This is a genomic window from Variovorax multivorans, assembly GCF_051216835.1.
Classification (GTDB): Bacteria; Pseudomonadota; Gammaproteobacteria; order Burkholderiales; family Burkholderiaceae_C; genus Variovorax.
In genome coordinates this window covers 524,229-548,643 of record NZ_JBPJZL010000004.1, presented here as the reverse complement: position 1 = coordinate 548,643, position 24,415 = coordinate 524,229, and the positions used below count along the sequence as shown (strand labels likewise).

Below are 24,415 nucleotides of genomic sequence, written 5' to 3'. Positions count from 1 at the left end.
CTTGCTCTAAACAGCGTTTTCGTTTTCCTCACCCGTACGGATGCGCACGATGCGCTCCACGCCGGTGACAAAAATCTTCCCGTCGCCGATCTTCCCGGTGCGCGCGGAGCTGACGATGGCTTCGATACAGCGCTCCACATCACCCTCGTTGACGACCACTTCGACCTTCATCTTGGGCAGGAAGTCGACCACGTATTCGGCGCCGCGGTAGAGCTCGGTGTGCCCCTTCTGGCGGCCGAAGCCCTTGACTTCGGTAACGGTCAGGCCGGTGACGCCCACTTCGGCCAAGGCCTCGCGCACGTCCTCGAGCTTGAAGGGTTTGACGATGGCGGTGATCTGCTTCATGGTTTTCGTGCTCCGGCGGTTTCGTTGAATTTGCTGGTGATAGGGTAACGCCAATCCTTGCCAAAGCTTCGATGGGTGACCCGGATGCCTACCGGCGCCTGGCGCCGCTTGTATTCGTTGATCCTGATGAGCCGCGCAACCCGCTCGACCACCGCACGGTCGTAACCCGCAGCAATGATCTCGTCGATGCCTTCGTCGTCCTGCATGTAGCGTGCCAGGATTCCATCGAGGATGTCGTAGGGCGGGAGGCTGTCTTGATCGGTCTGATCGGGCCGAAGTTCGGCGCTGGGGGGGCGCGTGATGATCCGCTCGGGAATCGGCTCGGTGCCCGTGCCGTACGGATCGTGGGCATTTCGCCAGCGCGCCAGCGCGAACACCGTGGTCTTGAGCAGGTCCTTGATGACCGCGAAGCCACCCGCCATGTCGCCGTACAGCGTGCAGTAGCCGGTGGCCATTTCGCTCTTGTTGCCCGTGGTGAGCACGATGGCGCCGAACTTGTTCGAAAGCCCCATCAGCAGCGTGCCGCGGATGCGGGCCTGGATGTTTTCCTCGGCCGTGTCCTCGGGCAGGCCCTTGAATTCTTCGGCCAGCGCGCCCTTGAAGGACTCGAAGGTGTGCTTGATGGAAATTTCGTCATAGCGCACGCCCAGGCGGCTGGCCATGTCGCGCGCATCGATCCAGCTGATGTCGGCGGTGTAAGGCGAAGGCATCATCACCGCACGGACCTTGTCCTTGCCCAGTGCATCGACCGCGATGGCAAGCACCAATGCGGAGTCGATACCGCCCGAAAGCCCCAGGATGGCGCCCGGAAAACCGTTCTTGCCGACGTAGTCGCGCACGCCGAGCACAAGGGCGTCCCAGAGCTGTGCCTCAGCGTCTCGCGGCGGTGCGATGGCCGCCGGCTCGGCCACGAAGCCCACCCCACCCTGCGGCGTGCGCTCCAGTTGGGCGAAGACCAGTTTCTCCTTGAAGCTCTCGGCCTGCATGGCGGCCACGCCATCGGCCTGCAATGCGAACGAAGCGCCGTCGAACACCACTTCGTCCTGCCCGCCGACCAGGTGCGCGTACACCAGCGGCAGACCTACCGCGCGCGCCCGGTCGGCCATGCGCGCGACGCGCTCGCCTTCCTTGCCCACGTGATATGGCGACGCATTGATCACCGCCAGCACCTCGGCGCCGCCTTCGCGCGCCAGTTCGGCTGGCTGGTCGAACCAGGCGTCTTCGCAGATCAGCAGGCCGACCGAGACGCCGCCCGCCTCGAACACGCAGGTGCCCTGCCCCGGCGTGAAATAGCGGCGCTCGTCGAACACCTGGTAGTTGGGCAGTTCGCGCTTGGCATACGTTTCGAGGATGCGGCCTTCCTTGATGACGCTGGCCGCGTTGTGGCGCATCTGCACGGCCACCGAGCGGCTGCGCAGGCTGCCGCCGGTCGGATGCCCCACCACCACCACCATGTCTTTGAGATCGGCCAGAGCGGCGGCTATGCCTTTCACGGCATCATCACAGGCTTCGGTGAAGGCGGGACGGAGGAACAGGTCCTCTGCCGCGTAGCCGGCAATCGAGAGTTCGGGCGTCAACAAGAGGCGCGCGCCCTTCGCATGGGCATCGCGCGCGGCTTCGACGATTTTTTTCGCATTGCCGGCGAGGTCGCCCACCACAAAATTGAGTTGCGCGATGGCGAGCTTGAGCGTCATACAGAAGGAAGAAAAAGGCTTGAACGATTATGTCATTCGGGTTCTGTCGTCGCCGGCTGACGTGAGCCCGGACGCATGGAACGCGCTGCTGGCCGCCGAGGCCGAGCCATCGCCCTTCATGCGCCACGAATACCTCGCGGCGCTGAACGACAGCCGCAGCGCCACGCCCGAGAGCGGATGGATGCCGCAGTTCGTCACGCTGTGGCAAGGCGAGCAGTTGCAGGCCGCGTGCCCGTTCTACATCAAGGACCATTCCTACGGCGAGTACGTCTTCGACTGGGCCTGGGCCAACGCCTACGAGCAGCACGGGCTCGCGTACTACCCGAAGGCCGTGGTCGCGGTGCCCTTCACGCCCGTGCCCGGCACGCGGCTGCTGGCGCGCGACGCCCAAAGCCGCACATTGCTGGTGCAAGGACTCGTCGCGCTATGCAAGCAGGAGGAACTGTCGTCGCTGCACCTGCTGTTCGGCGCCGATGCCGACATCGCCGCCTGCACCGAAGCGGGCCTGATGCTGCGCAACACGGTGCAGTTCCACTGGACCAACGCCCAATACCCCGACTTCGACGCCTTCCTCGCCAGCCTCTCGCACGACAAGCGCAAGAAGATCCGCCAGGAGCGCCGCAAGGTCGCCGATGCCGATGTGAGCTTCCGGTGGTCGCGCGGCACCGACATCTCGAAGGCCGACTGGGACTTCTTCTACCGCTGCTACGAGCGCACCTACCGCGAGCACGGCAACCCGCCCTACCTCACGCGCGACTTCTTCCGGCGCATGGCCGACACGATGCCCGAGGCCTGGCTGCTGTTCGTCGCCGAGCGCAACGGCAAGCCCATGGCCACCAGCCTGATCGCCCTTTCGACGCAACCCGATGCACCGCTCGTTGCCTACGGCCGCTACTGGGGCGCGCTGGAGCGCGTCGACTGCCTGCACTTCGAGGCTTGCTACTACCAGCCGCTGGCCTGGTGCATCGAACATGGCGCGCAGCGCTTCGAAGGCGGCGCCCAGGGCGAGCACAAGATGGCGCGCGCGCTGATGCCGGTGAAAACCACCAGCGCCCACTGGCTGGCGCATCCGGCGTTTGCCGATGCGGTCGAGCGCTTTCTGGAGCGCGAGGGCGCGGGCATCGAGAACTACATGGACCACCTGGGCGAGCGCAGTCCGTTCAAGGCAGCCTGACCAGCCTGTCTTGCCATGCGGGGCTGCTATAAAAGCGCCCGATATCCACAACAACTCAGAGAGAACTCGATGCCATTCGTCGGACTGGGGCTGCACGTCCTCATCGCGCTGTTCTTCGCCGTGCACGCGATGCGCCACGGCAAGCAGATGTACTGGCTCCTCATTCTTTTCAGCTTCCCGCTACTGGGCAGCATCGTGTATTTCGTGGTCGAGTACCTGCCCGCCTCGCGCATGCAGCGCACCGCCGGCAAAGTGGCCAGCGCGGCCATCGGCTTCATCGACCCCGAGCGCGAATACCGCGCGGCCACCGAGGCTTACGACCTCGCACCCACAGCCCAGAACAAGCTACGCCTTGCCAAGGCCGCGCTCGACAAGGGCCAGGCGGCCGATGCCGTCGGCCACTACCGCGACGCACTGAAAGGCCCGCTGGCCTCCGATCCCGAACTGCAGTTCGGCCTGGCCAGCGCACTGCTCGCGGCAGGTGGACCGGCTTCCGGCCGCGAAGCATTGCAGGCACTCCAGGCCCTGCGTGCCACGCGCGACGACTACCGCAAGGACGAAGTCGCCGTGCTCACCGCCCGCGCCCTCGCCGCCGACGGACGCCAGCCCGAAGCGCGCGAAGCCTTCGAGGCCGCGCTGAGCCAGTACAACACCGTAGAGGCCCGCGCCCGGTATATCGCGTGGCTCGCCCAGCAAGGCGACGCCGCCAGCGCACAGCGCCAGTGGGACGAACTCCAGCAGGCCGCGCGTCATTGGAACTCGCATGCGCGTTCGGTCAATCGCGAATGGATGCGGCTGGCCAGCGACGCGGTCCGCGCCTGAAGCATCTCCTCTGTCCAAGGGCATAGTGCCCTTGACCATTCGGCACATCGACGGCGCGCGGCGCCTCTCCTAGCATCCGCTTCGAGGAGAAAGAACCGCATGCCGCCCTTCACACGCCCTGCCCTCGTGGCACTCTGCTTCGTGGCTGCCAGCCAGTTGGCGACGGCCGCCAGCTTCGACTGCGCCAAGGCCGGCAACGCCACCGAGAAAGCCATCTGCGCCGACCCCGGCCTGTCACGCCAGGACGAAGCCATGGCCGCGCTCTACAAGCGGCAAGTCGAAATGCCCGGCACGGGCCAGTGGGCGACGTTCCTGAAACGCGACCAGCGCGACTGGATCGCCGTGCGCAACCGCGAGTGCCGCGGCAAGACCGAATGCCTGAAGCAGGACTACGAGCGGCGCATCACCTACCTGAGTCACCCGCTGCTGCATTGGATGGGACGCTATGTGGAAGGCCAATGCCCGAAGGACGGCCGCTTCCTCGACGTGACGCCCGAGCTGGGCGGCACACTGGACATCCAGATCTACGTTTGCCCTGACCCGCGCGGCAACATGCTGCTGCAGGGCAAGAACGTGCTCGACGGGCAGCGGCGCCTCGTGGTGCGGGAGAGCGGGCGTTGCACCCGCACACTCCAGTTCGACACCGACCGCATCACAGTCTCGGACACACCGGGCTGCGCACCATCGCTGGCCGGCAGCTTCACGCGCGACCCGCGCCGCTCGCCCTTCGAGAACGAATAAGTTACTTCTTGTAGCTGGCGATGCCGTCCAGGATTTCCTTCTTGGCCGCGTCGATGCCTTCCCAGCCCAGCACCTTGACCCACTTGCCTTCTTCCAGGTCCTTGTAGTGCTCGAAGAAGTGGCTGATGGCCTTCAGGCGCATCGGGTTCACGTCGTCGACCGACTTCCAGTGGCTGTAGATGGGCAGCACCTTGTCGGTGGGCACGGCCAGCACCTTGCCGTCGACGCCGGCTTCGTCTTCCATCATCAGGATGCCCAGGGGGCGGCACGGCACCACCACGCCCGGCAGCAGTGGATACGGCGCGATCACCAGCACGTCGACCGGGTCGCCGTCGCCCGACAGGGTCTGCGGCACGTAGCCGTAGTTGGCCGGGTAGTACATGGCCGTCGTCATGAAGCGGTCGACAAAAATCGCACCCGACTCCTTGTCGACTTCGTACTTGATCGGGTCGGCGTTCATCGGGATTTCGATCACGACGTTGAAGGAATCGGGGACGTTCTTGCCTGGGGAAACTTTGTCGAAGGACATGACGTTTTTCGAGTAGTGGAAAAGTATGAGAGAGATGGGGACAAACCCGGAGTTTACTTTCCGTGTCACCGACCGGTCGCACGCGCGCTCGTATTTGCCTGTAAATTGCAACCGTTGGCCAATCGGCTCCGCACCCCAGGTGCAGTGAGCTTCGAGGAAGCAACGCGACGGAAAACATGGTCCCGTACGCGTTGCACGCAGGGCCCATGCTGTCCGTCTCCACAAGTCGCAACGAACGAATGGAGAAGCAAAGCATGATCGGCAACACCCCCCTGATACTGGCTATCGTCTGCGGCCTCGTGGCCGTGGCCTACGGTTTCTGGGCTCGAAGTTGGATTCTCGCGAAGGACGCCGGCAATGCCCGCATGCAGGAAATTGCAGCGGCCATCCAGGCCGGCGCCTCCGCCTACCTCGCCAAGCAGTACAGCACCATCGCCGTTGTCGGCGTGGTGCTTGCCATCCTCATCGCCATCTTCCTGGACCTGACCACGGCAGTCGGCTTCATCGTGGGCGCAGTGCTCTCGGGCGCCTGCGGCTTCATCGGCATGAACGTGTCGGTGCGCGCCAATGTGCGCACGGCGCAGGCGGCCACCCAAGGCATCGGCCCGGCACTCGACGTCGCGTTTCGCGGCGGCGCCATCACCGGCATGCTGGTGGTGGGCCTGGGCCTGCTGGGCGTGTCGGCCTTCTACTGGGTCCTGATCGGCAGCAGCACGCCAGCGGCGGGCCACAGCCTCGCGGCCACCCTCAATCCGCTGATCGGCTTTGCCTTCGGCTCTTCGCTGATCTCGATCTTCGCGCGGCTGGGCGGCGGCATCTTCACCAAGGGTGCCGACGTCGGCGCCGACCTGGTGGGCAAGGTCGAGGCCGGCATCCCCGAAGACGATCCGCGCAACCCGGCCGTGATTGCCGACAACGTGGGCGACAACGTCGGCGACTGCGCCGGCATGGCGGCCGACCTGTTCGAAACCTACGCCGTGACGCTGATCGCCACCATGGTGCTGGGCGCGCTGATGGTCACCGCGGCGCCCACCAATGCCGTGCTGTACCCGCTGGCGCTGGGCGGCGTGTCGATCATCGCGTCGATCATCGGCTGCTTCTTCGTGAAGGCCTCGCCGGGCATGGTCAACGTGATGCCGGCGCTCTACAAGGGCCTGGCTGTGGCGGGCGTCCTCTCGTTGATCGCGTTCTGGTTTGTCACGAGCTGGCTTATTCCCGACAACGCGATCGCCCCGAGCGGCAGCCAGCTGAAGCTGTTCGGCGCCTGCTTCGTCGGCCTCGCGCTGACGGCCGCACTGGTGTGGATCACCGAGTACTACACCGGCACGCAGTACAAGCCCGTGCAGCACATCGCGCAGGCATCGACCACCGGCCATGGCACGAACATCATCGCGGGCCTGGGCGTGTCGATGCGCTCCACGGCCTGGCCGGTGATCTTCGTGTGCATCGCGATCCTGGCCTCCTACTCGCTGGCGGGTCTCTTCGGCATTGCGGTGGCTGCCACGTCGATGCTGAGCATGGCCGGCATCGTGGTGGCGCTCGACGCCTACGGCCCCATCACCGACAACGCCGGCGGCATTGCAGAGATGAGCGATCTGCCCGCCAGCGTGCGCGCTGTGACCGACCCGCTCGACGCGGTCGGCAACACCACCAAGGCCGTGACCAAGGGCTACGCCATCGGCTCCGCGGGCCTGGCCTCACTGGTGCTCTTCGCCGACTACACGCACAAGCTGGAGAGCTTCGGGCTGAACATCAGCTTCAACCTGAGCGACCCGATGGTGATCGTCGGCCTCTTCATCGGCGGGCTGATTCCCTACCTGTTCGGCGCAATGGCCATGGAGGCCGTGGGGCGCGCGGCCGGCGCGGTGGTGGAAGAAGTGCGGCGCCAGTTCCGCGACATCCCCGGCATCATGGAAGGCACCGGCAAGCCCGAGTACGGCAAGGCCGTGAGCATGCTGACCGGCGCGGCCATCAAGGAAATGATGATCCCGTCGCTGCTGCCGGTGCTGGTGCCGATCGTCGTCGGCCTGGTGCTGGGGCCGAAGGCACTGGGCGGGCTGCTGATGGGCACCATCGTCACGGGCCTGTTCGTCGCCATCAGCATGTGCACTGGCGGTGGCGCCTGGGACAACGCCAAGAAGTACATCGAGGACGGCCACTTCGGCGGCAAGGGCAGCGAGACGCACAAGGCAGCCGTCACCGGCGACACCGTGGGAGACCCCTACAAGGACACCGCCGGCCCGGCCGTGAACCCGCTGATCAAGATCATCAACATCGTGGCGCTGCTCATCGTGCCGCTGGTGGTGAAGTTCCATGGTGGCGATGCGGCGGCGGCCGTGCCGGCGAAGGTCGAGATGCCGCCGGCTGTGACCGCGCCCGCCGCGATGGCTCCGGCGACACCTGCTGCGGTGGTTGCTTCGGGCGCCGTGTCGGCCGCAGAAGCCGCGGCGGTGAAGGTCGAGAACGGCGTCGTGAAGTTCTACTTCGCGAGCGCCAGTTCCGAGGTAGCGCCCAACGCCAAGGAAGCCCTGGCCGACGTCATCAAGGCCGTGCAGAGCGGCAGCACAGTGCTCGTGAGCGGCTACCACGACGCCAGCGGCGACCCGGCAAAGAATGCCGAGCTCGCCAAGCAGCGCGCGATGGCCGTGAGCGATGCGCTCAAGGCCGCCGGCGCGCCCGAAGACAAGATCGAGCTGGCCAAGCCGGAGCAATCGCAAGCCGACGGGCCGCCCGCCGAGGCGCGCCGCGTAGAAGTCAAAGTAAAGTCCTGAGATGCCCACACCCGAACGACTCGAATCATTCATCGCCGCTGTCGAAGGCGGCGCGCATGCCAAGGCCATCGAGGACTACTACACCGAAGATGCCACCATGCGCGAGAACCAGGCCGAGCCGCGGCGCGGCCGCAGCACGCTGGTGGCGCAGGAAAGCGCCGTGCTCGACCGCACCGAGTCGGTAGTCTCCACCTGCGTGCGGCCGGTGCTGGTGAACGGCGACCACGTGGCGATCCACTGGATCTTCGAGTTCACGTTCAAGGGCGGCAGCAAAATGCGCATGGAAGAAATCGCCTGGCAGCGCTGGGAAGGCGAGCGCATCGCGGAAGAGCAATTCTTCTACGACCCCGCGCAGAAAAAGCCGGGCTGACCGCTTCTGCGAGCGAACCCACCGCCATGGCGCTGCCGCAGACCTCCTAGCCCCATGCGATACCTTCACGCACTGTTCGCCGGCACCTGGGCCATCGCCCGGGCCGAGCTGGCGATCGTGCGGCGCTTTCCGCGCATCCTGCTGGCCGTAGTGGCGGTTGGCGTGGTGCCGGCGATCTATGCGCTGATCTACCTCACGAGCGTGTGGGACCCGGCCGGCCACACGGCCGACCTGCCCGCCGCCATCGTCAACCAGGACCAAGGCGTGACCTACATGTCGCGCACGGTCAACGTCGGCGACGAACTCACGCACACCCTGCTCGACAAGCGCGCCTTCGGCTTCCGTGCGATGACCGACGCCGAAGCCGCGCGCGCCGAGGTGCGGCGCGGCACGCTGGCCTTTGCGCTGCTGATTCCAGCCGACTTCAGCGCCAACGCGGTACCGGGTGCGCAGCGCGGCGCGGGGCAACTGGTGGTCTACACATCCGAAGGCAACAACTACAGCTCGGCCGGCCTGGCGCGGCGCTTCGCGGGCGAGCTGGGGCACCAGGTCAACGAGATGCTCAACGAGCAGCGCTGGGGGCTGGTGCTGAATGCGGCCTCCGGCTCGCAGCAGCGGCTCGACAAGCTCAAGCAGGCCCTGCTGGAGCTGCGCGACGGCAGCCAGACGCTGGCCAACGGCGCCGCCCAATACAGCACCGCCGCGCAGCAGGTGGGCAGCGGGTTCAAGCAGGTCAACGGCGGCATCCGCACCATCGAATCGAAGCTGCCGGCCGACGCGGACCTGCGTGCGCTGAAGGCCGGCTCGCAGCAACTCGCGGCGGGCCAACGCGAGCTCGGCAGCGGGCTCGCGCAGATCGGCGACGGGCTCGGCCAGCTCGAAGCCGGTGCCGGCCAGCTCGGCGACGGCGCGCGCAAGATGCAGAAGGATTCCGCCGACATCCCCTTCGTGGGCGAGCGCATCGCCAAGGGCGCGGGCGAACTCGCAGCCGGCGCCGACAAGCTGCGCGGCGGCATCGATCAGGCGCAGGGGGCCATGGCCAAGGCACAGGACGGCAACCATAAGCTCGCGGCCGGCGCCACTGCGCTCGACGGCGGCGTGGGCAAGCTCACCGACGGCATGGGGGCGCTGTCTGGCGGCATCCGCACCATGGCTGGCAAGCTGCCCGCGGACAAGAAGCTCGACGAGTTCGTGCAGAGTGGCGCTCAGCTTGCACAGGGCGCACAGCGCCTGCTGACCGGTGTGCGCACCATCGAAGCCGCCCTGCCCGCCTCCATCACCCGCATCCAGGGCAGCGCCTCGGGGCTGGCCGATTCGGTCGAGCCCAAGGTCGAGGTGGTAGCACCGGTGGACAACAACGGCAGCGCCTTCGTGCCGAACATGGTGTCGGTGGCGCTGTGGATCGGCGCCGTGATGGCGGGCTACCTGTTCAACATCCGCATCGTGCTGGCGGACCACACCCACTACCCGAAGCTCGCCAAGACGCTCGGCAAGATCACCATGCCGGCGCTGATCGTGCTGCTGCAGGTGGCGCTGGTGCTGGCCACGCTGCTGGGCGTGCTGCAGGTGCAGGCGCCGCACGTGGCGGCGCTGGCGCTCACGATGGCGCTGGCCTCGCTGGTCTTCCTGGTGGTGCTGTTCGCGATCCTGCATGTGTTCGGCGACTTCGGCCGCATCCTTACCGTGCTGCTGCTTACGCTGCAGTTGTCGGCCGGCGGCGGGGTGCTGCCGGTGGAGCTTTCGGCCGGCTTCTTCCGCACGGTGCACAGCTGGCTGCCGTTCAGCTGGGTGGTGCAGGCCTTTCGCGCTGTGATGTTCGGAGCCTTCGACGACGGGTGGGCGCATGCCTGCTGGGTGGTGCTGCTGTCGGGCGCAGTGGCCGTCGGGCTGATGGCCCTGTTCGGCAAGTGGAAGGAAGTGCTGCTGGCGGACTACCGGCCAACGGTGCAGATCTGAGCAGCCCCTTGAAACGATGACACGCTGCCGCCAAGCTCTTTCTTCTTCCCTCCGCTTGCTGCCGGCACTGCTGGTGCTGGGCGCCGCGGCTTTCGCGCAGGCCCAGACCCGCAACGACGACACCCTGTCGCTGAGCTTCGAAGCGGCCCGCGCCCGCATGATCGATCGCTCCGACAAGCTGGCTGCGGCCCGCGCGGCCGTCGAGTCGAAGGAACTGCAGGGCCAGGGCCTGAAGGGGCTCGGCGGCCCGACGGTCAGTGTCTCGGGGCTGGCCTATGCCTACAACGCGAACCTGAACCTCGACCTCGATCCGCTCAACCAGAAACTCGGGCAGATCGGCTCGGCGCTGCCGTCGTCCATCCAGAGCGTGATCGCGCGCGTGCCGATTCCGCAGCTGCCCAACAGCTACACGCTCAACCGCCACGACACCGGCGCCAACGCATCGATCTCGGCCGTGTGGCCGCTCTACGTCGGCGGCGCGACCGATGCGGTGCGCGGCTTTGTCTCGGCCCAGGCGCGCGAGGCGCAGGCCGATGCCGAGCAGGCCGGCCACGAGGTCGACACGCTGCTGGTGCAGCGCTATTTCGGCGCCCAGCTCGCGCAGCGCGCGGCCACGCTGCGCCTGCAGGCCGAGCGCACGATCGCGCAGCATGATTCGGCGGCGCAGAAGATGCTCGCGGCCGGCGTGATCTCGCGCGTCGAACGGCTGCAGGCCAGCGCCGCCTACGAAGAAGCGCGGCGCAATGCACGCAAGGCCGAGAACGACGCGGCGCTCGCTGCTGTGGCCCTGGCCCGCACGGTGCGCGCCGACGGCAGCGTGACACCGCAAACGCCGCTCTTTCTCATCAGCACGCCGATCGAACCGCTCGGCTATTTCATCGACTCGGCGCTCACGCGGCACCCGGGCCTGGGCAAGGTCGCGGCCAAGAAGTCGCAGGCCGAGCAGTTGCACGAAGGCGAAGAGGCGCTGCGCCGCCCGCAGGTCATCGCCTTCGGCACGCGCGAACTCAAGAGCGGCAACGCCGACTGGGTGGCCGGTCTCGGCGTGCGCTGGACGCTGTACGACTCGGTCGACCGCGACGCCCTGTCGGCCGCGTCGCTCAAGCAGGTCGAGCAGGCCGAGCGCACCGACGCGCAGGCGCGCAGCGACATCTCGCTGCTGGTCGAACGCAACTGGCGTGCGCTGGAGAACGCGCGCCAGCAGTACCTCGAGATGAAGGCTTCGGTGGAGCTGGCGCAAGAGGTCGTGAAGCTGCGCACCTCGGGCCTGCGCGAAGGCACGAGCACCACGCTCGACCTGATCGACGCCGAAACCAACCAGGCCAAGGTGCTGACCGAACGCGCGCAGGCCGCCAACGACTACGTGCAGGCGCTTGCGCAACTGCTCGAAAGCGCGGGCCTTTCCGAAAGGTTTTCCGACTACATCGCGCGTGCCGACGTGAAGGTGAATTGATGATGAGTGCCAAGACCCGAAAACTGATCGCGATATTCGCCGCCCTGCTCGTGCTGGCGGTGCTCGTCTGGGGTTTCTGGCGCGCGTCGCAGTCCGCCCCCGAGGTGTTCCAGGGCCAGATGGAGGCGCGCGAGACCGACGTCGCAGGCAAGGTAACGGCGCGCATCGCCGAAGTGCCGGTGAAGGAAGGTGACCGCATCCAGGCCGGCGCGGTGCTGGTGCGCATGGACAGCCCCGAAGTGCGCGCCAAGCTCGCACAGGCCACCGCCGCCGAACAGGCTGCGCAGGCCGTGGCTGACAAGGCGCAGAACGGCGCCCGCCCGCAGGAGGTCGAGATGGCGCGCATGCAGTGGCAGCGCGCCGAAACCGCGGCCCAGCTGGCGCAAACCTCGTACCGCCGTGTGGACGGACTGGCGCGCGAGGGCCTGGTGGCCGACCAGAAACGCGACGAAGCCGAAGCCAACTGGAAGGCCTCGCGCGACGCTGCCATTGCCGCCAAGGCGCAGTACGACATGGCGCGCATCGGCGCCCGCCCCGAGGACAAGACCGCCGCCAGCGCGCAGGCGCGCCAGGTCGCCGGCGTGGTGGCCGAGGCCGAAGCCGCCAAGGCCGAGACCGAGCTGCGCAGCCCCGTCGGAGGCGAAGTGGCCAAGGTGCTGGCCAAGGTCGGCGAGCTGTCGCCGCAGGGCGTGGCGGTGGTCACGGTGGTCGACCTGAGTGACCAGTGGGTGGTGCTCAACGTGCGCGAAGACCGGCTCGCCCGCTTCGCGCTCGGCAACGAGTTCGACGCGCGCCTGCCCGCGCTGGCCGAAGACAGGCGTGTGGCCCGCTTCAAGGTCTACTACAGCGCCGTGCTGCCCGACTTCGCGACGTGGCGCGCCACGCGCGGCGGCACCGGCTTCGACGTTCGCACCTTCGAGGTCCGCGCGCGGCCGCTAAAGCCCATCGACGGCGCTCGGCCCGGCATGAGCGTGCTGGTCAACTGAGCTCGCGATGAGCCTGCGCGGCTTCTCCACGGCCAGCGCACGGCGCGAGTTCGCGCTGCTGCGCACGCGCCCCTGGGACCTGGCGATGGTTTCGTGGGTGCCGCTGCTCGCGGTGTTCCTGATCTGGTGGATTTTCTCGGCCGGCCTGCCCGAGCGGCTACCGATCGGCGTGCTCGACCAGGACCACTCGTCGCTCTCGCGCCAGCTGGTGCGCTTTCTGGACGCCACGCCCGGCTTGCGCGTGGTGCAGCGGTACGGGGACGAAGGCGAGATGGCGCGAGCCTTGACCAGCGGCGCGGTCGACGCGGCGGTGCAGTTGCCGCGCGACCTGAGCCGCGACGTCAAGCAGGGTCGCGTCGGCCAGGTCGTGCTGCTGCACAACGCGCAGCTCGGCACTCACTCGAGCCTGATCCAGCGCGACGTGCGCACCGCCGTGGCCACAGTTTCGGGCGGGGTCGAGCTCACGGCGCGCAACAAGCGCGGCGAGTCGATGACGGCGGCGCGCGTGAGCATGGAGCCGATCAAGGCGAGCATGGTGGCGCTGTTCAACACCTCGACCGACTACGAGCAGTTTCTCGGCGCGGCGCTGATTCCAGCGCTGCTGCACATCCTCGCGATGACGGCCGGCGCCTGGGCCGTGGGGCGCGAGCTGCGCGACCGCAGCATCGGCGAGTGGCTGGGTACCGCACCACGTTGGCATGAAGCGCTGGCGGCGCTGGCGGGCAAGCTGGTGCTGCCGTTCGCGAGCCTTTCGGCGGTGGCCATTGCGGCAATGCTGTGGATCACCGCGGGTCGCGGGTGGCATCCGGTCGGCTCGCTCGGGTGGACACTGTTTGCGCTTGTGGTGTTCCTGGCGCTGTCGATCGCGCTCGGGGCTTTCGCGGCGGCGCTCACGCGTTCGCTGCGCACCGCGCTGTCGGCCACGGGCTTCATCACTGCGCCGGCCTTCGCGTTCGGTGGCGCGGGCTTTCCGCTGGTCGCGATGCCGTTCTTCGCGCAGATATGGGCCGGGCTGCTGCCCTACACGCACTACATCCGCGTGCAGATGGAACAGTTGCAGATGGGCGCGCCGGTGGTGTATTCGGTCGCCACGCCGCTGTGGATGGTGCTGGGCACGGGCGTGCTGCTTGCCGCGTCCGCCGGTGCGCTGGTGCGCGCGGCCGGAGCGCCCGAGAGCTGGGGTGAACGCTGATGACTGGCGAACGGCTCCACCTCGGCGCCGCATGGCGTGACACCGCGCTAGCCGTGCTGCGCGACAAGGGCGTGCTGCTGATCATGCTTCTCGCGCCCATCATCTACGGCTTCTTCTACCCGTGGCCCTATGGCACGCAGGCCGTGACGCGCGTGCCGGTGGCAATGGTCGACCAGGACCACACCGCGCTGTCGCGGCAGATCGCGCGCTTCGCGCTGGCCAATCCGCGGCTGGACGTGCGCATGGTCACGGGCGACGTGCGCGAGGCGCAGCAGGCGCTGTGGCGCGGCGACATCGAAGGCTATGCGCTGCTGCCGGCCGACCTCAAGCGCGACGTGCTGCGCGGCACCTCGGCTGTCGTCACCATCGAAGGCAACGGCGCCTATGCGCTGCTGAACAAGGCGGTGCTGTATGGCTTCTCGGAGGCTGTGGGCACGGTGTCGGCGGGGGTGGAGATCCGCAAGCTGCAGGCCGGCGGCCAGAGCGCGATTCAAGCCGCGCGTAGCCGCAGTCCGCTCAACACGCAGCTGGTCGCTCTGTTCAACCCGACCGAGGGCTATGGCAGCTACGTGGTGCCGGCGGTGGCACTGCTGATCCTGCAGCAGACGCTGCTGATGGGCGTGGCGATGCTGGCTGGCACCTGGGCCGAGGCGGGGCGGCTGCGGGCCTCGATGGGAGCCTGGCTGGGGCGGCTGGGGGCTCTCTCGGCGTTCGGCTTTCTGAGCGGGCTCTTCTACTTCGGCTGGGTTTTCTTCTTGCAGGATTACCCGCGCGGTGGCAATCCGTGGGGCGCGCTGGTGCTTCTCGCGTTCTACGTGCCGGCGATCTGCACGCTGGGACTGCTGCTGGGCTGCTGGTTCCGAGACCGCGAGCGGGCTTTGCAGGTGCTGCTGTTCACCGCCCTGCCGATGGCCTTTCTCTCGGGCTTCTCGTGGCCCGTGGAAGCCTTGCCGGGGCCGCTGCAGGCGCTGCGCTGGCTCTTCCCGAGCACGGCTGGCATCCAGGCATCGCTGCGGCTCAACCAGATGGGCGCGCCGCTGCATGACGTGCTGCCCTACCTCGGTGTGCTGCTGTCGCTGACTCTCGCGGGGCTGTTGACGCTCTGGCTCGCGGCAACCCCGCCGAAGCGCGTCTAGCGCTGGCTCTCGGCCGCCACGGCGCGCACCAGCCGCGTCGCGGGCACTACCAGCTCGCGCAGGTCGCCCGCACGGTCCTGCTCGATGGCCTGCAGCACCAATTCGTTGATGCCGCCAACCACGGTCATCGCCATCTCGCTCGTCAGGTGCACGGCGGGGCCATCCGCGCCGTCGCTGCTGTTGATCGCCACCTGGATGAAGTTGGCGATCTCGTCGTTCACACGGCGCCGCACCACCAGGCCCGGCATGCCGAGCCCCAGGATCTCGACGAAGAGCGTGCGCAGCAGCACCGGGTCTTGCGCGAGGTAATCGAAGTACGCAGTCATGGCCTGCTCGACCTGCGCATGCCAGGGCTGCACTGGGTCGAAGGCCTCGCTCACCGCCTGCAGCGCGAGCCGGCTGGCGGTTTCGTAGAGCGCGATCAGGCACTCGGTCTTGGTGCTGAAGTGTTCGTAGAAAGTGCGGCGCGATACGGCGGCCTCGCGCACGATGTCGGCAATGGTTGTCTCGGCGTAGCCCTTGGCTGCCACGGCATGCGCCATGCCCTGCAGCAGGCGCTTGTAGTGCTCGCTTCCGGGGCCCTCGGCGGACTTGGAAGGGGCTGCTTTTTCGATGGTTTCGCTCATGAACGGCACATTTTCCTACGTCTCGGTACTTGACAGTACCAATTCACAATTGCAACATGGCGGCATGCGGTACTGATTTGTACCAACCATCCATCCAAGCAGCCCTGCTTTTCCCGAGGCTTGTTTCATGACCGATCTCGTTGTCCGCCGCCTTCTGATCGACCTGCAACCGCCCTTTGCCCGCAACTGGTGCGGCGGCGATGCATTCTCGACCGCTTTCTTCAACGCCCTGTCGATGAGTTTCCCTTTCGGCGAGCAGTTCTTCATCGACGCGGTGCGCGACGCCGTCGCCACGCTGCCGCCAGAAGTGCAGGAAAAGCACAAGGCCGACGTGCGCGGCTTCATCGGGCAGGAAGCCACGCACCGGCGTATTCATTCGCTCTTCAACAACCATCTGGAAAGCCAGGGCCTGGTCGACGGCTGGACGGCGCGCGCCAGCAAGCGCATGGCCCTGATGGAAGAAGCCGACCCGCGCCACGCGCTGGCGGTGACGGCGGCCACCGAGCATTTCACGGCGATGTTTGCCGAGTGGCTGCTGGCGCACCCGGAAATTCTGGACGGCGCCGAGCCCCGGCTGCGCACCATGTGGCTGTGGCACAGCGCCGAGGAACTGGAGCACAAGAGCGTGGCCTTCGACATCTACCAGGCCGCGGGTGGCTCTGACGAATGGCGCACGCGCTGGTTCCGCCGCGTGACGATGATGTTCCTGGGCGACCTGATGCACCAGACCATCGACAACCTGCGCCACGAAAAGCAGCTGTGGAAATGGTCGACCTGGAAGAGCGCCGCGCGCATCCTGCTGAGCCGCGACGGCCTGCTGCGCGGCAATCTGGCCGGCTGGCGCAGCTACCTGCGGGCGGACTTCCACCCGATGCAGCAGGACAGCAGCCTGTCGGAGCGCTGGCTGGCGGACAACCGCGCGCAGTACACGCCGGTGGGCGCGGCGCCTGAAGCGGCCGCTGCCGGCTGACCGGCAAAAAACTCAGTAGAAATTGGCGCGGTGCGGCGCGCCGCTGCCGGCCTGCTGTTGCTGCTCGGGGCGCAGCGCCAGGTCGTGCAGGGTGTCGAAGTCGGAGGGAGCATCCGGCACGCGCATCACCACTTCGAGTTCGTGCATCGACGCGACCCAGCGGCCTGCCGGCGATTCGGCCGGCTCGTCATTGGCGAACACGCCGTCGCGGATGTAGAAGGTCTCGCCCTCCGGGCGCTCGGCATGCAGCTCGATCAGGCGCGCGATCGAGAAGTTGTACGTCACGAGCTTCTCGCGTGTCTTGCGGTCCTTGCCACCGCAGTTGAACGAGCCTTCGGCGGCGATGACGATGCAGGAGCCGTCCACGCCCCCGTCAATCTCGATCTCGTTGCCCGAGCGCCAGATGGCGTTGGGTAGGCGCACGCGCACCTTGTCGATCACGAGGTCGCGCTGCTTGTTGAGGCTGCCCAGGGGCGGCACCAGCGAACGCAACTGCCGCAGGCGCTCGGCGAAGTTGTCGTCCATCAGGAATTCGACATGATGGGTGGCGCTGCCGGATGAGCGCTTGACCACCTGCATGACCACGTGGCGCGACTTAGCCATGGCAGGACCCCTTTGCAAGCGTTGAATTCCATGACCCGCGAGGGGCGTCGACGGTGTGGCTGCAATTCATTGGAAATCGGCTACTAGTAGAACTTTAGATTACATGCAATTACATGCATCATTTGTGTCCAACTGTATAACGATTGCCGGCAATGCGGAAGGCCATTCCGTGACTTATGCACGAGGAAATGTCTCCAAAATGCCTCCCCAATGTGCTAGCAGGCGCCCTGCCAGCAGCCGGGGTCAACCCCCTATTCGAGGGATTCGTCGAGCGCCTTGCAGGAAGGCGCGCACACGGTCTGGGACTTGCCCAGCACCTGGCGGGTACGCAGCTGCGAGCGCACGCGGTGCTTGCCGCACATGAAGCACGACATGGTCGCGCCGCTGAACGACGCCGAGGCGCGGAACGGCGAACCCGGCGTCTTGGACTTGTAACGCAGCCCATCCGCCACCACTGCCGTCTTCACTTCACCCTTCGCCATGCGTCTTGTCCTTGCTGTTCAGTTATGCACTGCGCATTGCGCGTGCAATGGCTTCCCGTGCGCTGATTTCAGCGGCCAGGGAAGCGTCCAACGCCGAGCGGCAAAGCCCGGCATGCTTGTAATTGAGGTTCTCGTAAACCTCGGCCGCGGCCGGATAGGCATCGAGCAGGCGGCCTAGTTCGGCGCCCTGCTCGACGTCCTCGAACTCATGCACGAGGTGCTCGACCACGGAGCGGTACTGCTCTGCGCCTACTGGCACAGGGCTGTGCTCAAGCTTTTCCAGCAGTTGTGCCAGCACGTGGGTCACTGCCAGATCGGTCTTGGGAGACGGATTATCGGTCGTGTTCATGGTTTCCATCTGGGGGCAGCATACGCCTATGCAAGTGGCTGCTCGTATAGGGATGTCTCCGGCTCCCCCGCCTTTTGCGCCGCCTGCATCCGCTGGAGGAGGCTGTGCAGCATCTCGGTGGACAGCCCGTGGATCACCAGCCGGTGCCCCGCCCGCAGGGTCGACAGGGGCACCAGCGGGTGCTTGTTGTTGACCAGGATCAGGTGCTCGGGCGCATTCAGGAGCGTCGCCGTGTAGATGCCGATGGTTTCGTCCAGCTGCAAAGAATTGGCCGCGCGCCAGAAGTCGTTGTCCGTAAGCATCAGTTGATAGAGCGGCGTGAACAGCTCGATGGCGCTCTGCAGGTCGAGAAAATTGAGCCTGCCCTGGGGCATGTCTTCCAGCCGCAGCCCCGGCTCCCGGATCATCGAAAAATCGACCTTCTCCGCCTTGCACAGCGCCACGCCCTTGTCGCGCAGCGCCTTGTTCAGCCGGATCACGAAGTTGAAAAGGTTCAGGTCGTGCTTCAGGAACATCTCGTCCTTCAGCGCGTCGATGTCGGCAGGCTCCAGCGGGTTGGTGGCCACCGGGGCCGGCGAATTCCGCCCGATGAAGGCCAGCACCTGCGAGCCCAGGTGAAAGTGCCGCAGGATCAACCAGTTGGCCTCCGGCGACACAAAGCGCTTCAGCCCCCAGGCCAGAAACCGGTGCAGCAGCATCGAATGCGACCAGTTGCGCGGCACGAACACCTTCACGATCTGGATCAGGATGATCGTCAGCCGCGCGATCGGCCGCAGAAACGGCAGCAGGTATTGCCGCGAACCCGAACTCGAATCGGCCAGCCACGCCGCCTTGACGCTGTCGGGCAGCGGCGTGCTCTGGTCGAGGTACAGCGCGAGCCAGGGGCTGGGGTCGCGCTCGTCGTGCGCCTGCGTCAGGAAATCAGGTGTTCGATCCATGGGGCATACGCTCCGTGATGTGCTGGAACTGCATCAGGTACAGGGCCGCAGTGTGGCGAGCGGTGTCTGTGATCTGGCGGGCGGCGCGCGCCTGCCCTTCCACGGCCATCACCATCTCGACCGCCGTGAGCCAGCGGCTCAGGTGGTGCTCGTCGTTGTGGCCGTGGTACTCGAGAAAACGGAAGGCATCGGGCGGCAGCTTCAGGCTGGCTTTGAGCAGCGGCAACAATGCCGGCACGATGCGCTGGCCCGTGCCCTCGATGATGTAGATCGCACCCAGCAGGCCGATCGGGTCGCGCGTGGCGGCCAAGCCGTGCAGATAGGCGTTGAGCGCCTCGCCGCCGGGGTTGCGGCGCAGGTCTTCGATGCGCTCCACCGTACCGCCCGCCTTGCGGTAATCACTGAAAAGGATGTTGAAGTCGTTCTGCTCCTCGCCCGCATGCACGCCGATCAGCGAGGCCAGCACCTGGTACGGCTCGCTCAGCGAGGCCGCGCCTTCGCGCATCCACAGGCTGCCCTCTCGCACCTGCGGCACCCATTGCTCCATCCAGTTCAGGTAGTCGGGCACGGCAAAGCGGCGCTCGCGGATCTGGCGGATCAGCGGCGTGCGCCAGACGCGCGAGCGGTAGTCGTGCCAGATGGCGGCCAGTTCGGTGAGCAAGGCGCCGAGTCCTTCGGGCGCGGCAGTCGGGTCATGCGGGGGCGCAATGACGAAGTCGTCGTCAGGCACAGTCGCCGCACGGGGCGCCACGACCACCGGCGCCGCATCGACCGCCTCGACTTCGAGCAGCATGTAGGCCGCCATGAAGCGCCCCGACTCCGGCACGTAGCAGAAGATCTGCTCGCCGGGCTTCAGCGTCTTGGTGTGCAAAAACTCAGCCAGCATCACCAGGATCGACGCCGCCCCGGTGTTGCCGCGCCACGCGAGGTTGCTCCACCAGCGCTCGCGCGGAATCGACAGGTCGGCCTTCGCCATCAGGTCCTCGACCACCGGGATGAATTTCTCCGACGAGTAATGGCACAGGAAGTGATCGACCCGCTTCGGATCGACCCAGCCGTCACGCACCAGCCCCGCGTACTCGTGGATGCCGATGTCGAACAGATGCGGCAGCAGGCGAATGTCCTGCCGCAGCGAAAGCGCACCCGCCGCTTCGGCCTCGGCCCAGGAGCCGAAGTCGAGGTGGCCGCGCGCGCGGTCTTCGGTCAGGCCCAGCTGCATGCAGACCGGGTAGTCGCCCGAGAACGCGCGTTGATGCACCCACTTCAGCTTCAGGCGCAGCCCCGGCGCACCAGCCAGCTCGGGCGTGCCATCGGACAGCAGCAGGGCACCCGCGCCATCCGACAGCATCCAGCGCAGGAAGTGCGAGTCGAAGTCGGTTTCATAGCCGCGCGCCGCGAAGCGCGAGCGCTTGAAGAGGCGCGACGGCATCTCGCTCGCCACCGCCATCGCCGAGCGGTGGGCGCCCAGCTCGATGCCCTGCGCGGCAGTCTGGATCGCCGACACGCCTGCCGCGCAGATGCCGTGCACCGAATGCGTTTCCATCGGCTGAGCCGCCAGCTCGCCCTGGATCATGTTGGCGAAGCCCGGCATCAGCGTGTCCCCGCCTGAGGAGCCGCTGGCCAGCAGCGACACGCGCGACAGATCCGCCCCGCCCCGCCGCAGGCAATCGCGGATCGCGCCGGCCGCCAGTTGCGCGTTGGTGTGCTGCGTCACGCCTTCCGCGTCGATGGCGTAGTGCCGCGTGAGGATGCCGTTCTCCGCCAGGATGCGCCGCTTGATGCGCTCCGACATGCGGTTGAGCGGCGCGATGTACGCGTCCATGCGATCGTTGGGAATGGGCTCGCCCGGCATGAAGTAGCCGGCGCTTTCGAGGTAGACGCGTTGGAATGAGACAGGCATGGTTCAGGTGATGGATGAATCGGGAGGCATCAGCGAGCGGCTGCGAAAACGCGGCCACACGGTCCCCAGCACGAACACGCGCACCATGTACGGCACCAGCCCGCCCTCGTTGAGCGCAGGATCCACCCGCGCGCGGTAACGCGTGCGATGCAGATGCGTGAGCTCGGACCAATGGGCATGCGGGTTCTCGTGGTGTGCGGTGTGCAGGCCGATGTTGAACAGCAAGGGGTTCACCAGCCCCTCGAAATTGCGGGCGTAGTTCAGCTGGCTACCCGAGGTATCGCCCGGCGCCTCCTTGCGCACGGGTTTTCGGCCGTCGGCATGCGCGTGCTGAAGGTAGTTGGTCGCCAGCAACCAGTGCAAGCCATGCAGCTGCGGCACGATCACGAACAGCAGGGCCTTGCGCCAATCGAGCACCAGCAGAGCCGTCCAGCTCACCAGCCACAGCACGTACTGCGCCATGCAGTAGCGCCACGCGCCGCGCCGGTGCTGCCGCAGCCGCGCGAGCCACGCGAAGAACACCGGCATCAGCACCCACACCGCCTGGAACGGATGCAGCAGATAGCCCCGCAGATGATTGGTGTCTCCACCGAAGCGGTAGGTGCGCGCCACATCCTTCGGCCCATGCCGGTGCCGATGGTGGTTGGCCACGTGCGCGGGCCAGAACACGAAAGTCGGGTGCCCCTGCAGCAGCGTGATCCAGAAATCAGTCAGCCGGTTCATGCGCCGTCCGCGCCACATGCGCAGGTGCACGTGGTTGTGATGGATCACGCCGACACCGAGCGTCAGGAACAGCATCAGCCCGTACAGCAGCGCGTTGAAGCCGTGTAGCCATTGCCACGCCGCCAGCGCAGGCAAGGCGGCGAGATAGGCAAGGCTCTGCCAGTCGCGCCAGTGGCGCAGCCCCGGCAGGCGACGGCTCGCGTCATCAGGCCGTGGTCGCGCCATGCTTCTTTCGGAAAGCCTGAAGCACCGGCTCGGCTGCATCGGCCGCGATGCGCGTCCTGAAGAGCCGGTCCATGAACGTGAACTGGAAGCCGTAGTTGCCGTTGTGCACGGCGTGGTGCAAGTGGTGGCGCCGACTCGCCGCGAACCAATGGCTGTACGACACGCCCGTGAAGAAGTCGTAGTTCGAATGCCCGATGCAGTTGAAGAACAAGCTGAACACCGGCACCGCCGCCAGCGACCAGAAGCTGAAGTCGTGCACCAGCATCGGCAGCAGGATCACGTTGCCGAGCATCAGCGCCTCGACAGGATGAAAGCTGTAGGTCGCCCACGGCGTGGTCACAAACGAGCGGTGGTGCGGCCCGTGAAAGCGCCGCAGCCAGCGCGTATGCAGCAACCGGTGGTTGATCCAGAAATGCACGTCGTTCCAGAACGCGAGCACGAGGATCTCGACCGCGATCTGCCGCCACCCCGCATCGCCGTCGAGCCGCGCCCAGCCCAGCTGCAGCAGCCCCCACGGAAACACCATGCCCAGCCCGAAGATCAGCACCGACACGCCCGATTGCCCCAGCTCGCGCCGCAGTTGCCCCGGCTGCAGCGGCCGCGGATCGAGTTCGCGCCCGATGCCCAGCGCCGGCAGCACCCGCTTCGTCAGCAGCCACGTGATGCCGCCGAAGCCGAGATAGATGCCGCCGAAAAAAAGCACGCCCCACAGCATGACCTGCAGGGCGGACAACGAGGTGAAGGTCTGCGCCATCCCCCGAGGCTACAACAGCATCTCGGGAACGATCGGCGCTATGAGCATGTTGTAGAAGCGCTGGAAGAAGCTCGACTCCGGCTCCGAGGTCAGGATCACTTCTTTCTCGCCGTCGTTCGTCAGCCATTGCAGCGTGCCGGTGTCCTTGGCCAGCCGCAGCCGGTAGGAGTTCTGCAGCTTGCTGATGTTGATGACGCGCATCATCTCGCGCGCCAGCTGCGGGCTGTCGACCACCAGCCCCATCTCGGTGTTCTGGCTGGCAGAGCGCGGGTCGAGGTTCATCGAACCGATGAAGATGCGTGTCTTGTCAATGGCCGCGGTCTTGGCGTGCAACCGCCCGAGCGACTTGCCGAACATGCCGAAGCGCTCGCCCGCGCTGGTGCGCTGCGGGCTCAGCTCGTACAGGTCGGCGCCGCCCTGCAGCAGTCGCTCGCGATAGCGCGCGTAGCCGGTGTGCACCAGCGGCTCGTCGTTGGCGGCCAGCGAATTGGTCAGCAGCGTGAGCTTGACCTTGCGCCGGGTCAGGTCCTCGAAGGCCTCCATGCCGCGCTCGCCCGGCACCAGGTACGGCGAGGTCATGTCGACCTCGGTCTTGGCGTCGAGCAGCAGCGCCCAGACCTTCATCGTCACGCTGGTGGAAATGGCCTCGTCGGCGGTCATGGTCGCGGGCTTGGTGGGCGGATCGGCGATGGCACGGGCCTCGCCCCACAACAGGCCCATGCGGCCGCCGTCGAGCTCTTCGGCAATGGGGCCGTAGCCGAGGATGTCCGACGGCGGCAGCACGATCTTCGGCGGCGGCGCGGCCATGCCCACCCAGCTGTCGAAATCGGCGCCGGTCGGCTTGCGGCCGCCATCGCCCGTCACGATGTCGGCAATAGGCCAGACCTGTTCGCTGTTCCAGTAGGCGTCGAAGATCGACTCGAGCTGCGGCACCACCTTGCCGACCACCAGCGCGTCCATGTCGATGAAGTTCTGCGCCTCGCTCAGCACGAAATACTCATCGGCGATGTTGCGCCCGCCCACCACAGCCATGGCACCGTCGGCAATGAAGAGCTTGTTGTGCATGCGGTGGTTGAGCCGCGGAATTTCCCACGGCGACGCCGCAAAGCGCGACAGGAAGCCGTTGCGCCCGCAGCAGAACGGGTTGAACAGGCGCACGTCGACGTTGGGCGTCTCGGACAGCGCCAGCAGCAACTGCTGGCTCTTCACGGTGTACAGGTCGTCCACCAGCACCCGCACCTTCACGCCTCGGCCCGCGGCCTCGCGCAGCGTGCGCAGCAGCAGGCGGCCGACGGCGTCGTTCTCGAGCTGGTAGTACTGCACCACCAGCGAGCGCTGGGCCCGCTGGGCCAGCTGTATGCGCGCATCGAGCGAGTACACGCCCAGCGGCATCAGCCGGAAGCCCGAGTGCTCGTCCGGCGGTGTGGAGGCGGCGACGATCTTCGCCAGCGTGGTCGACGGGTCGGCCGAAGCGGCGAATTCGGCGGGCCGCTCCCGCGCCGGCGGCAGCGAGCCGCAGGCGCCGAGTGTCGCTATCAGGACGCCCGCGAACGCGATGCGCAGAAACGAGAGCCAAGTGTTCATGATGCTTCGCCCATTGCTGGTGCTTCCCGCCGTTTTTTCAGTTGTTGTGTTCAATACGCCGGCCAGCCCGCACCGGTTTCAGGACGGCCCAT

The 24,415-nt window shown here is 66.7% G+C and carries 23 protein-coding genes; 11 read left to right on the top strand and 12 right to left on the bottom strand.

What is annotated here, in order from left to right; genetic code table 11:
* Positions 1-6: 6 nt before the first annotated feature.
* Positions 7-345, bottom strand: a complete 339-nt coding sequence (locus tag ACSFCA_RS12965) for a P-II family nitrogen regulator (protein ID WP_258355216.1) — start codon at positions 343-345, stop codon at positions 7-9.
* A complete protein-coding gene (locus ACSFCA_RS12960; RefSeq protein WP_435459795.1) occupies positions 342-2,039 on the bottom strand; it encodes an NAD+ synthase in 1,698 nt (565 codons plus the stop codon). The genes ACSFCA_RS12965 and ACSFCA_RS12960 overlap by 4 nt, the downstream gene beginning before the upstream one ends.
* Positions 2,040-2,058: 19 nt before the next feature.
* Here ACSFCA_RS12960 and ACSFCA_RS12955 point away from each other — a divergent pair, with 19 nt between their 5' ends.
* From ACSFCA_RS12955 to ACSFCA_RS12945, 3 genes are all read left to right on the top strand, one after another.
* Complete coding sequence (locus ACSFCA_RS12955) at positions 2,059-3,213, top strand: GNAT family N-acetyltransferase (protein ID WP_435459794.1); 1,155 nt, start codon at positions 2,059-2,061, stop codon at positions 3,211-3,213.
* Between the two features lie 69 nt (positions 3,214-3,282).
* On the top strand, positions 3,283-4,035 hold the full coding sequence (locus tag ACSFCA_RS12950; protein WP_435459793.1) for a hypothetical protein: 753 nt from the start codon (positions 3,283-3,285) through the stop codon (positions 4,033-4,035).
* A gap of 99 nt (positions 4,036-4,134) precedes the next feature.
* Complete coding sequence (locus ACSFCA_RS12945; protein ID WP_435459792.1) at positions 4,135-4,776, top strand: lysozyme inhibitor LprI family protein; 642 nt, start codon at positions 4,135-4,137, stop codon at positions 4,774-4,776.
* Between the two features lies 1 nt (position 4,777).
* Here the strand turns inward: ACSFCA_RS12945 and ppa are convergent, their stop codons facing one another.
* A complete protein-coding gene (gene ppa / locus ACSFCA_RS12940) occupies positions 4,778-5,305 on the bottom strand; it encodes an inorganic diphosphatase (RefSeq protein WP_093054399.1) in 528 nt (175 codons plus the stop codon).
* Positions 5,306-5,559: 254 nt separating this feature from the next.
* On the opposite strand from ppa, the gene ACSFCA_RS12935 reads away from it, so the two are divergent.
* Genes ACSFCA_RS12935 through ACSFCA_RS12905 form a run of 7 tightly spaced genes read left to right on the top strand, consistent with a single transcriptional unit; the run spans position 5,560 to position 15,169 of the window.
* On the top strand, positions 5,560-8,076 hold the full coding sequence (locus ACSFCA_RS12935) for a sodium-translocating pyrophosphatase (RefSeq protein ID WP_435459791.1): 2,517 nt from the start codon (positions 5,560-5,562) through the stop codon (positions 8,074-8,076).
* Between the two features lies 1 nt (position 8,077).
* A complete protein-coding gene (locus tag ACSFCA_RS12930; protein ID WP_093054397.1) occupies positions 8,078-8,446 on the top strand; it encodes a nuclear transport factor 2 family protein in 369 nt (122 codons plus the stop codon).
* A 54-nt stretch (positions 8,447-8,500) separates the two neighbouring features.
* Complete coding sequence (locus ACSFCA_RS12925) at positions 8,501-10,402, top strand: YhgE/Pip family protein (protein ID WP_435459790.1); 1,902 nt, start codon at positions 8,501-8,503, stop codon at positions 10,400-10,402.
* A 16-nt stretch (positions 10,403-10,418) separates the two neighbouring features.
* The gene (locus ACSFCA_RS12920) at positions 10,419-11,855 is read left to right on the top strand and encodes a TolC family protein (RefSeq protein ID WP_435459789.1); all 1,437 of its coding nucleotides are present in this window, start codon (positions 10,419-10,421) and stop codon (positions 11,853-11,855) included.
* Positions 11,855-12,841, top strand: a complete 987-nt coding sequence (locus tag ACSFCA_RS12915; protein WP_435459788.1) for an HlyD family secretion protein — start codon at positions 11,855-11,857, stop codon at positions 12,839-12,841. The genes ACSFCA_RS12920 and ACSFCA_RS12915 overlap by 1 nt, the downstream gene beginning before the upstream one ends.
* 7 nt (positions 12,842-12,848) lie before the next feature.
* Positions 12,849-14,033 (top strand): ABC transporter permease, encoded by a 1,185-nt coding sequence (locus ACSFCA_RS12910; protein WP_435459787.1) that lies wholly within the window; start codon positions 12,849-12,851, stop codon positions 14,031-14,033.
* On the top strand, positions 14,033-15,169 hold the full coding sequence (locus ACSFCA_RS12905) for an ABC transporter permease (protein ID WP_435459786.1): 1,137 nt from the start codon (positions 14,033-14,035) through the stop codon (positions 15,167-15,169). The genes ACSFCA_RS12910 and ACSFCA_RS12905 overlap by 1 nt, the downstream gene beginning before the upstream one ends.
* On the opposite strand, the gene ACSFCA_RS12900 is transcribed toward ACSFCA_RS12905, so the two are convergent.
* Complete coding sequence (locus ACSFCA_RS12900) at positions 15,166-15,795, bottom strand: TetR/AcrR family transcriptional regulator (RefSeq protein WP_258349592.1); 630 nt, start codon at positions 15,793-15,795, stop codon at positions 15,166-15,168. The genes ACSFCA_RS12905 and ACSFCA_RS12900 overlap by 4 nt on opposite strands.
* Positions 15,796-15,922: 127 nt before the next feature.
* Between ACSFCA_RS12900 and ACSFCA_RS12895 the strand changes: the two genes are divergently transcribed.
* A complete protein-coding gene (locus ACSFCA_RS12895) occupies positions 15,923-16,765 on the top strand; it encodes a metal-dependent hydrolase (protein ID WP_435459785.1) in 843 nt (280 codons plus the stop codon).
* Positions 16,766-16,777: 12 nt separating this feature from the next.
* Here ACSFCA_RS12895 and ACSFCA_RS12890 read toward each other — a convergent pair whose 3' ends face one another.
* The 8 genes from ACSFCA_RS12890 to ACSFCA_RS12855 form a co-directional block, all read right to left on the bottom strand.
* On the bottom strand, positions 16,778-17,368 hold the full coding sequence (locus ACSFCA_RS12890; protein WP_435459784.1) for a hypothetical protein: 591 nt from the start codon (positions 17,366-17,368) through the stop codon (positions 16,778-16,780).
* Between the two features lie 251 nt (positions 17,369-17,619).
* The gene (locus tag ACSFCA_RS12885) at positions 17,620-17,850 is read right to left on the bottom strand and encodes a hypothetical protein (protein ID WP_007836713.1); all 231 of its coding nucleotides are present in this window, start codon (positions 17,848-17,850) and stop codon (positions 17,620-17,622) included.
* 22 nt (positions 17,851-17,872) lie between these two features.
* On the bottom strand, positions 17,873-18,208 hold the full coding sequence (locus ACSFCA_RS12880) for a hypothetical protein (RefSeq protein WP_093054381.1): 336 nt from the start codon (positions 18,206-18,208) through the stop codon (positions 17,873-17,875).
* A 17-nt stretch (positions 18,209-18,225) separates the two neighbouring features.
* On the bottom strand, positions 18,226-19,137 hold the full coding sequence (locus tag ACSFCA_RS12875; protein WP_435459783.1) for a DUF6999 family protein: 912 nt from the start codon (positions 19,135-19,137) through the stop codon (positions 18,226-18,228).
* Positions 19,121-21,037 carry an iron-containing redox enzyme family protein gene (locus tag ACSFCA_RS12870; RefSeq protein WP_435459782.1) on the bottom strand — a complete coding sequence of 639 codons (1,917 nt, stop codon included), beginning with the start codon at positions 21,035-21,037 and terminating at the stop codon, positions 19,121-19,123. The genes ACSFCA_RS12875 and ACSFCA_RS12870 overlap by 17 nt, the downstream gene beginning before the upstream one ends.
* A 3-nt stretch (positions 21,038-21,040) precedes the next feature.
* A complete protein-coding gene (locus ACSFCA_RS12865) occupies positions 21,041-21,985 on the bottom strand; it encodes a fatty acid desaturase (protein ID WP_258349598.1) in 945 nt (314 codons plus the stop codon).
* On the bottom strand, positions 21,966-22,739 hold the full coding sequence (locus tag ACSFCA_RS12860) for a sterol desaturase family protein (RefSeq protein ID WP_435459781.1): 774 nt from the start codon (positions 22,737-22,739) through the stop codon (positions 21,966-21,968). The genes ACSFCA_RS12865 and ACSFCA_RS12860 overlap by 20 nt, the downstream gene beginning before the upstream one ends.
* A 9-nt stretch (positions 22,740-22,748) precedes the next feature.
* Complete coding sequence (locus ACSFCA_RS12855) at positions 22,749-24,323, bottom strand: phospholipase D family protein (RefSeq protein ID WP_435459780.1); 1,575 nt, start codon at positions 24,321-24,323, stop codon at positions 22,749-22,751.
* Positions 24,324-24,415: the final 92 nt, after the last annotated feature.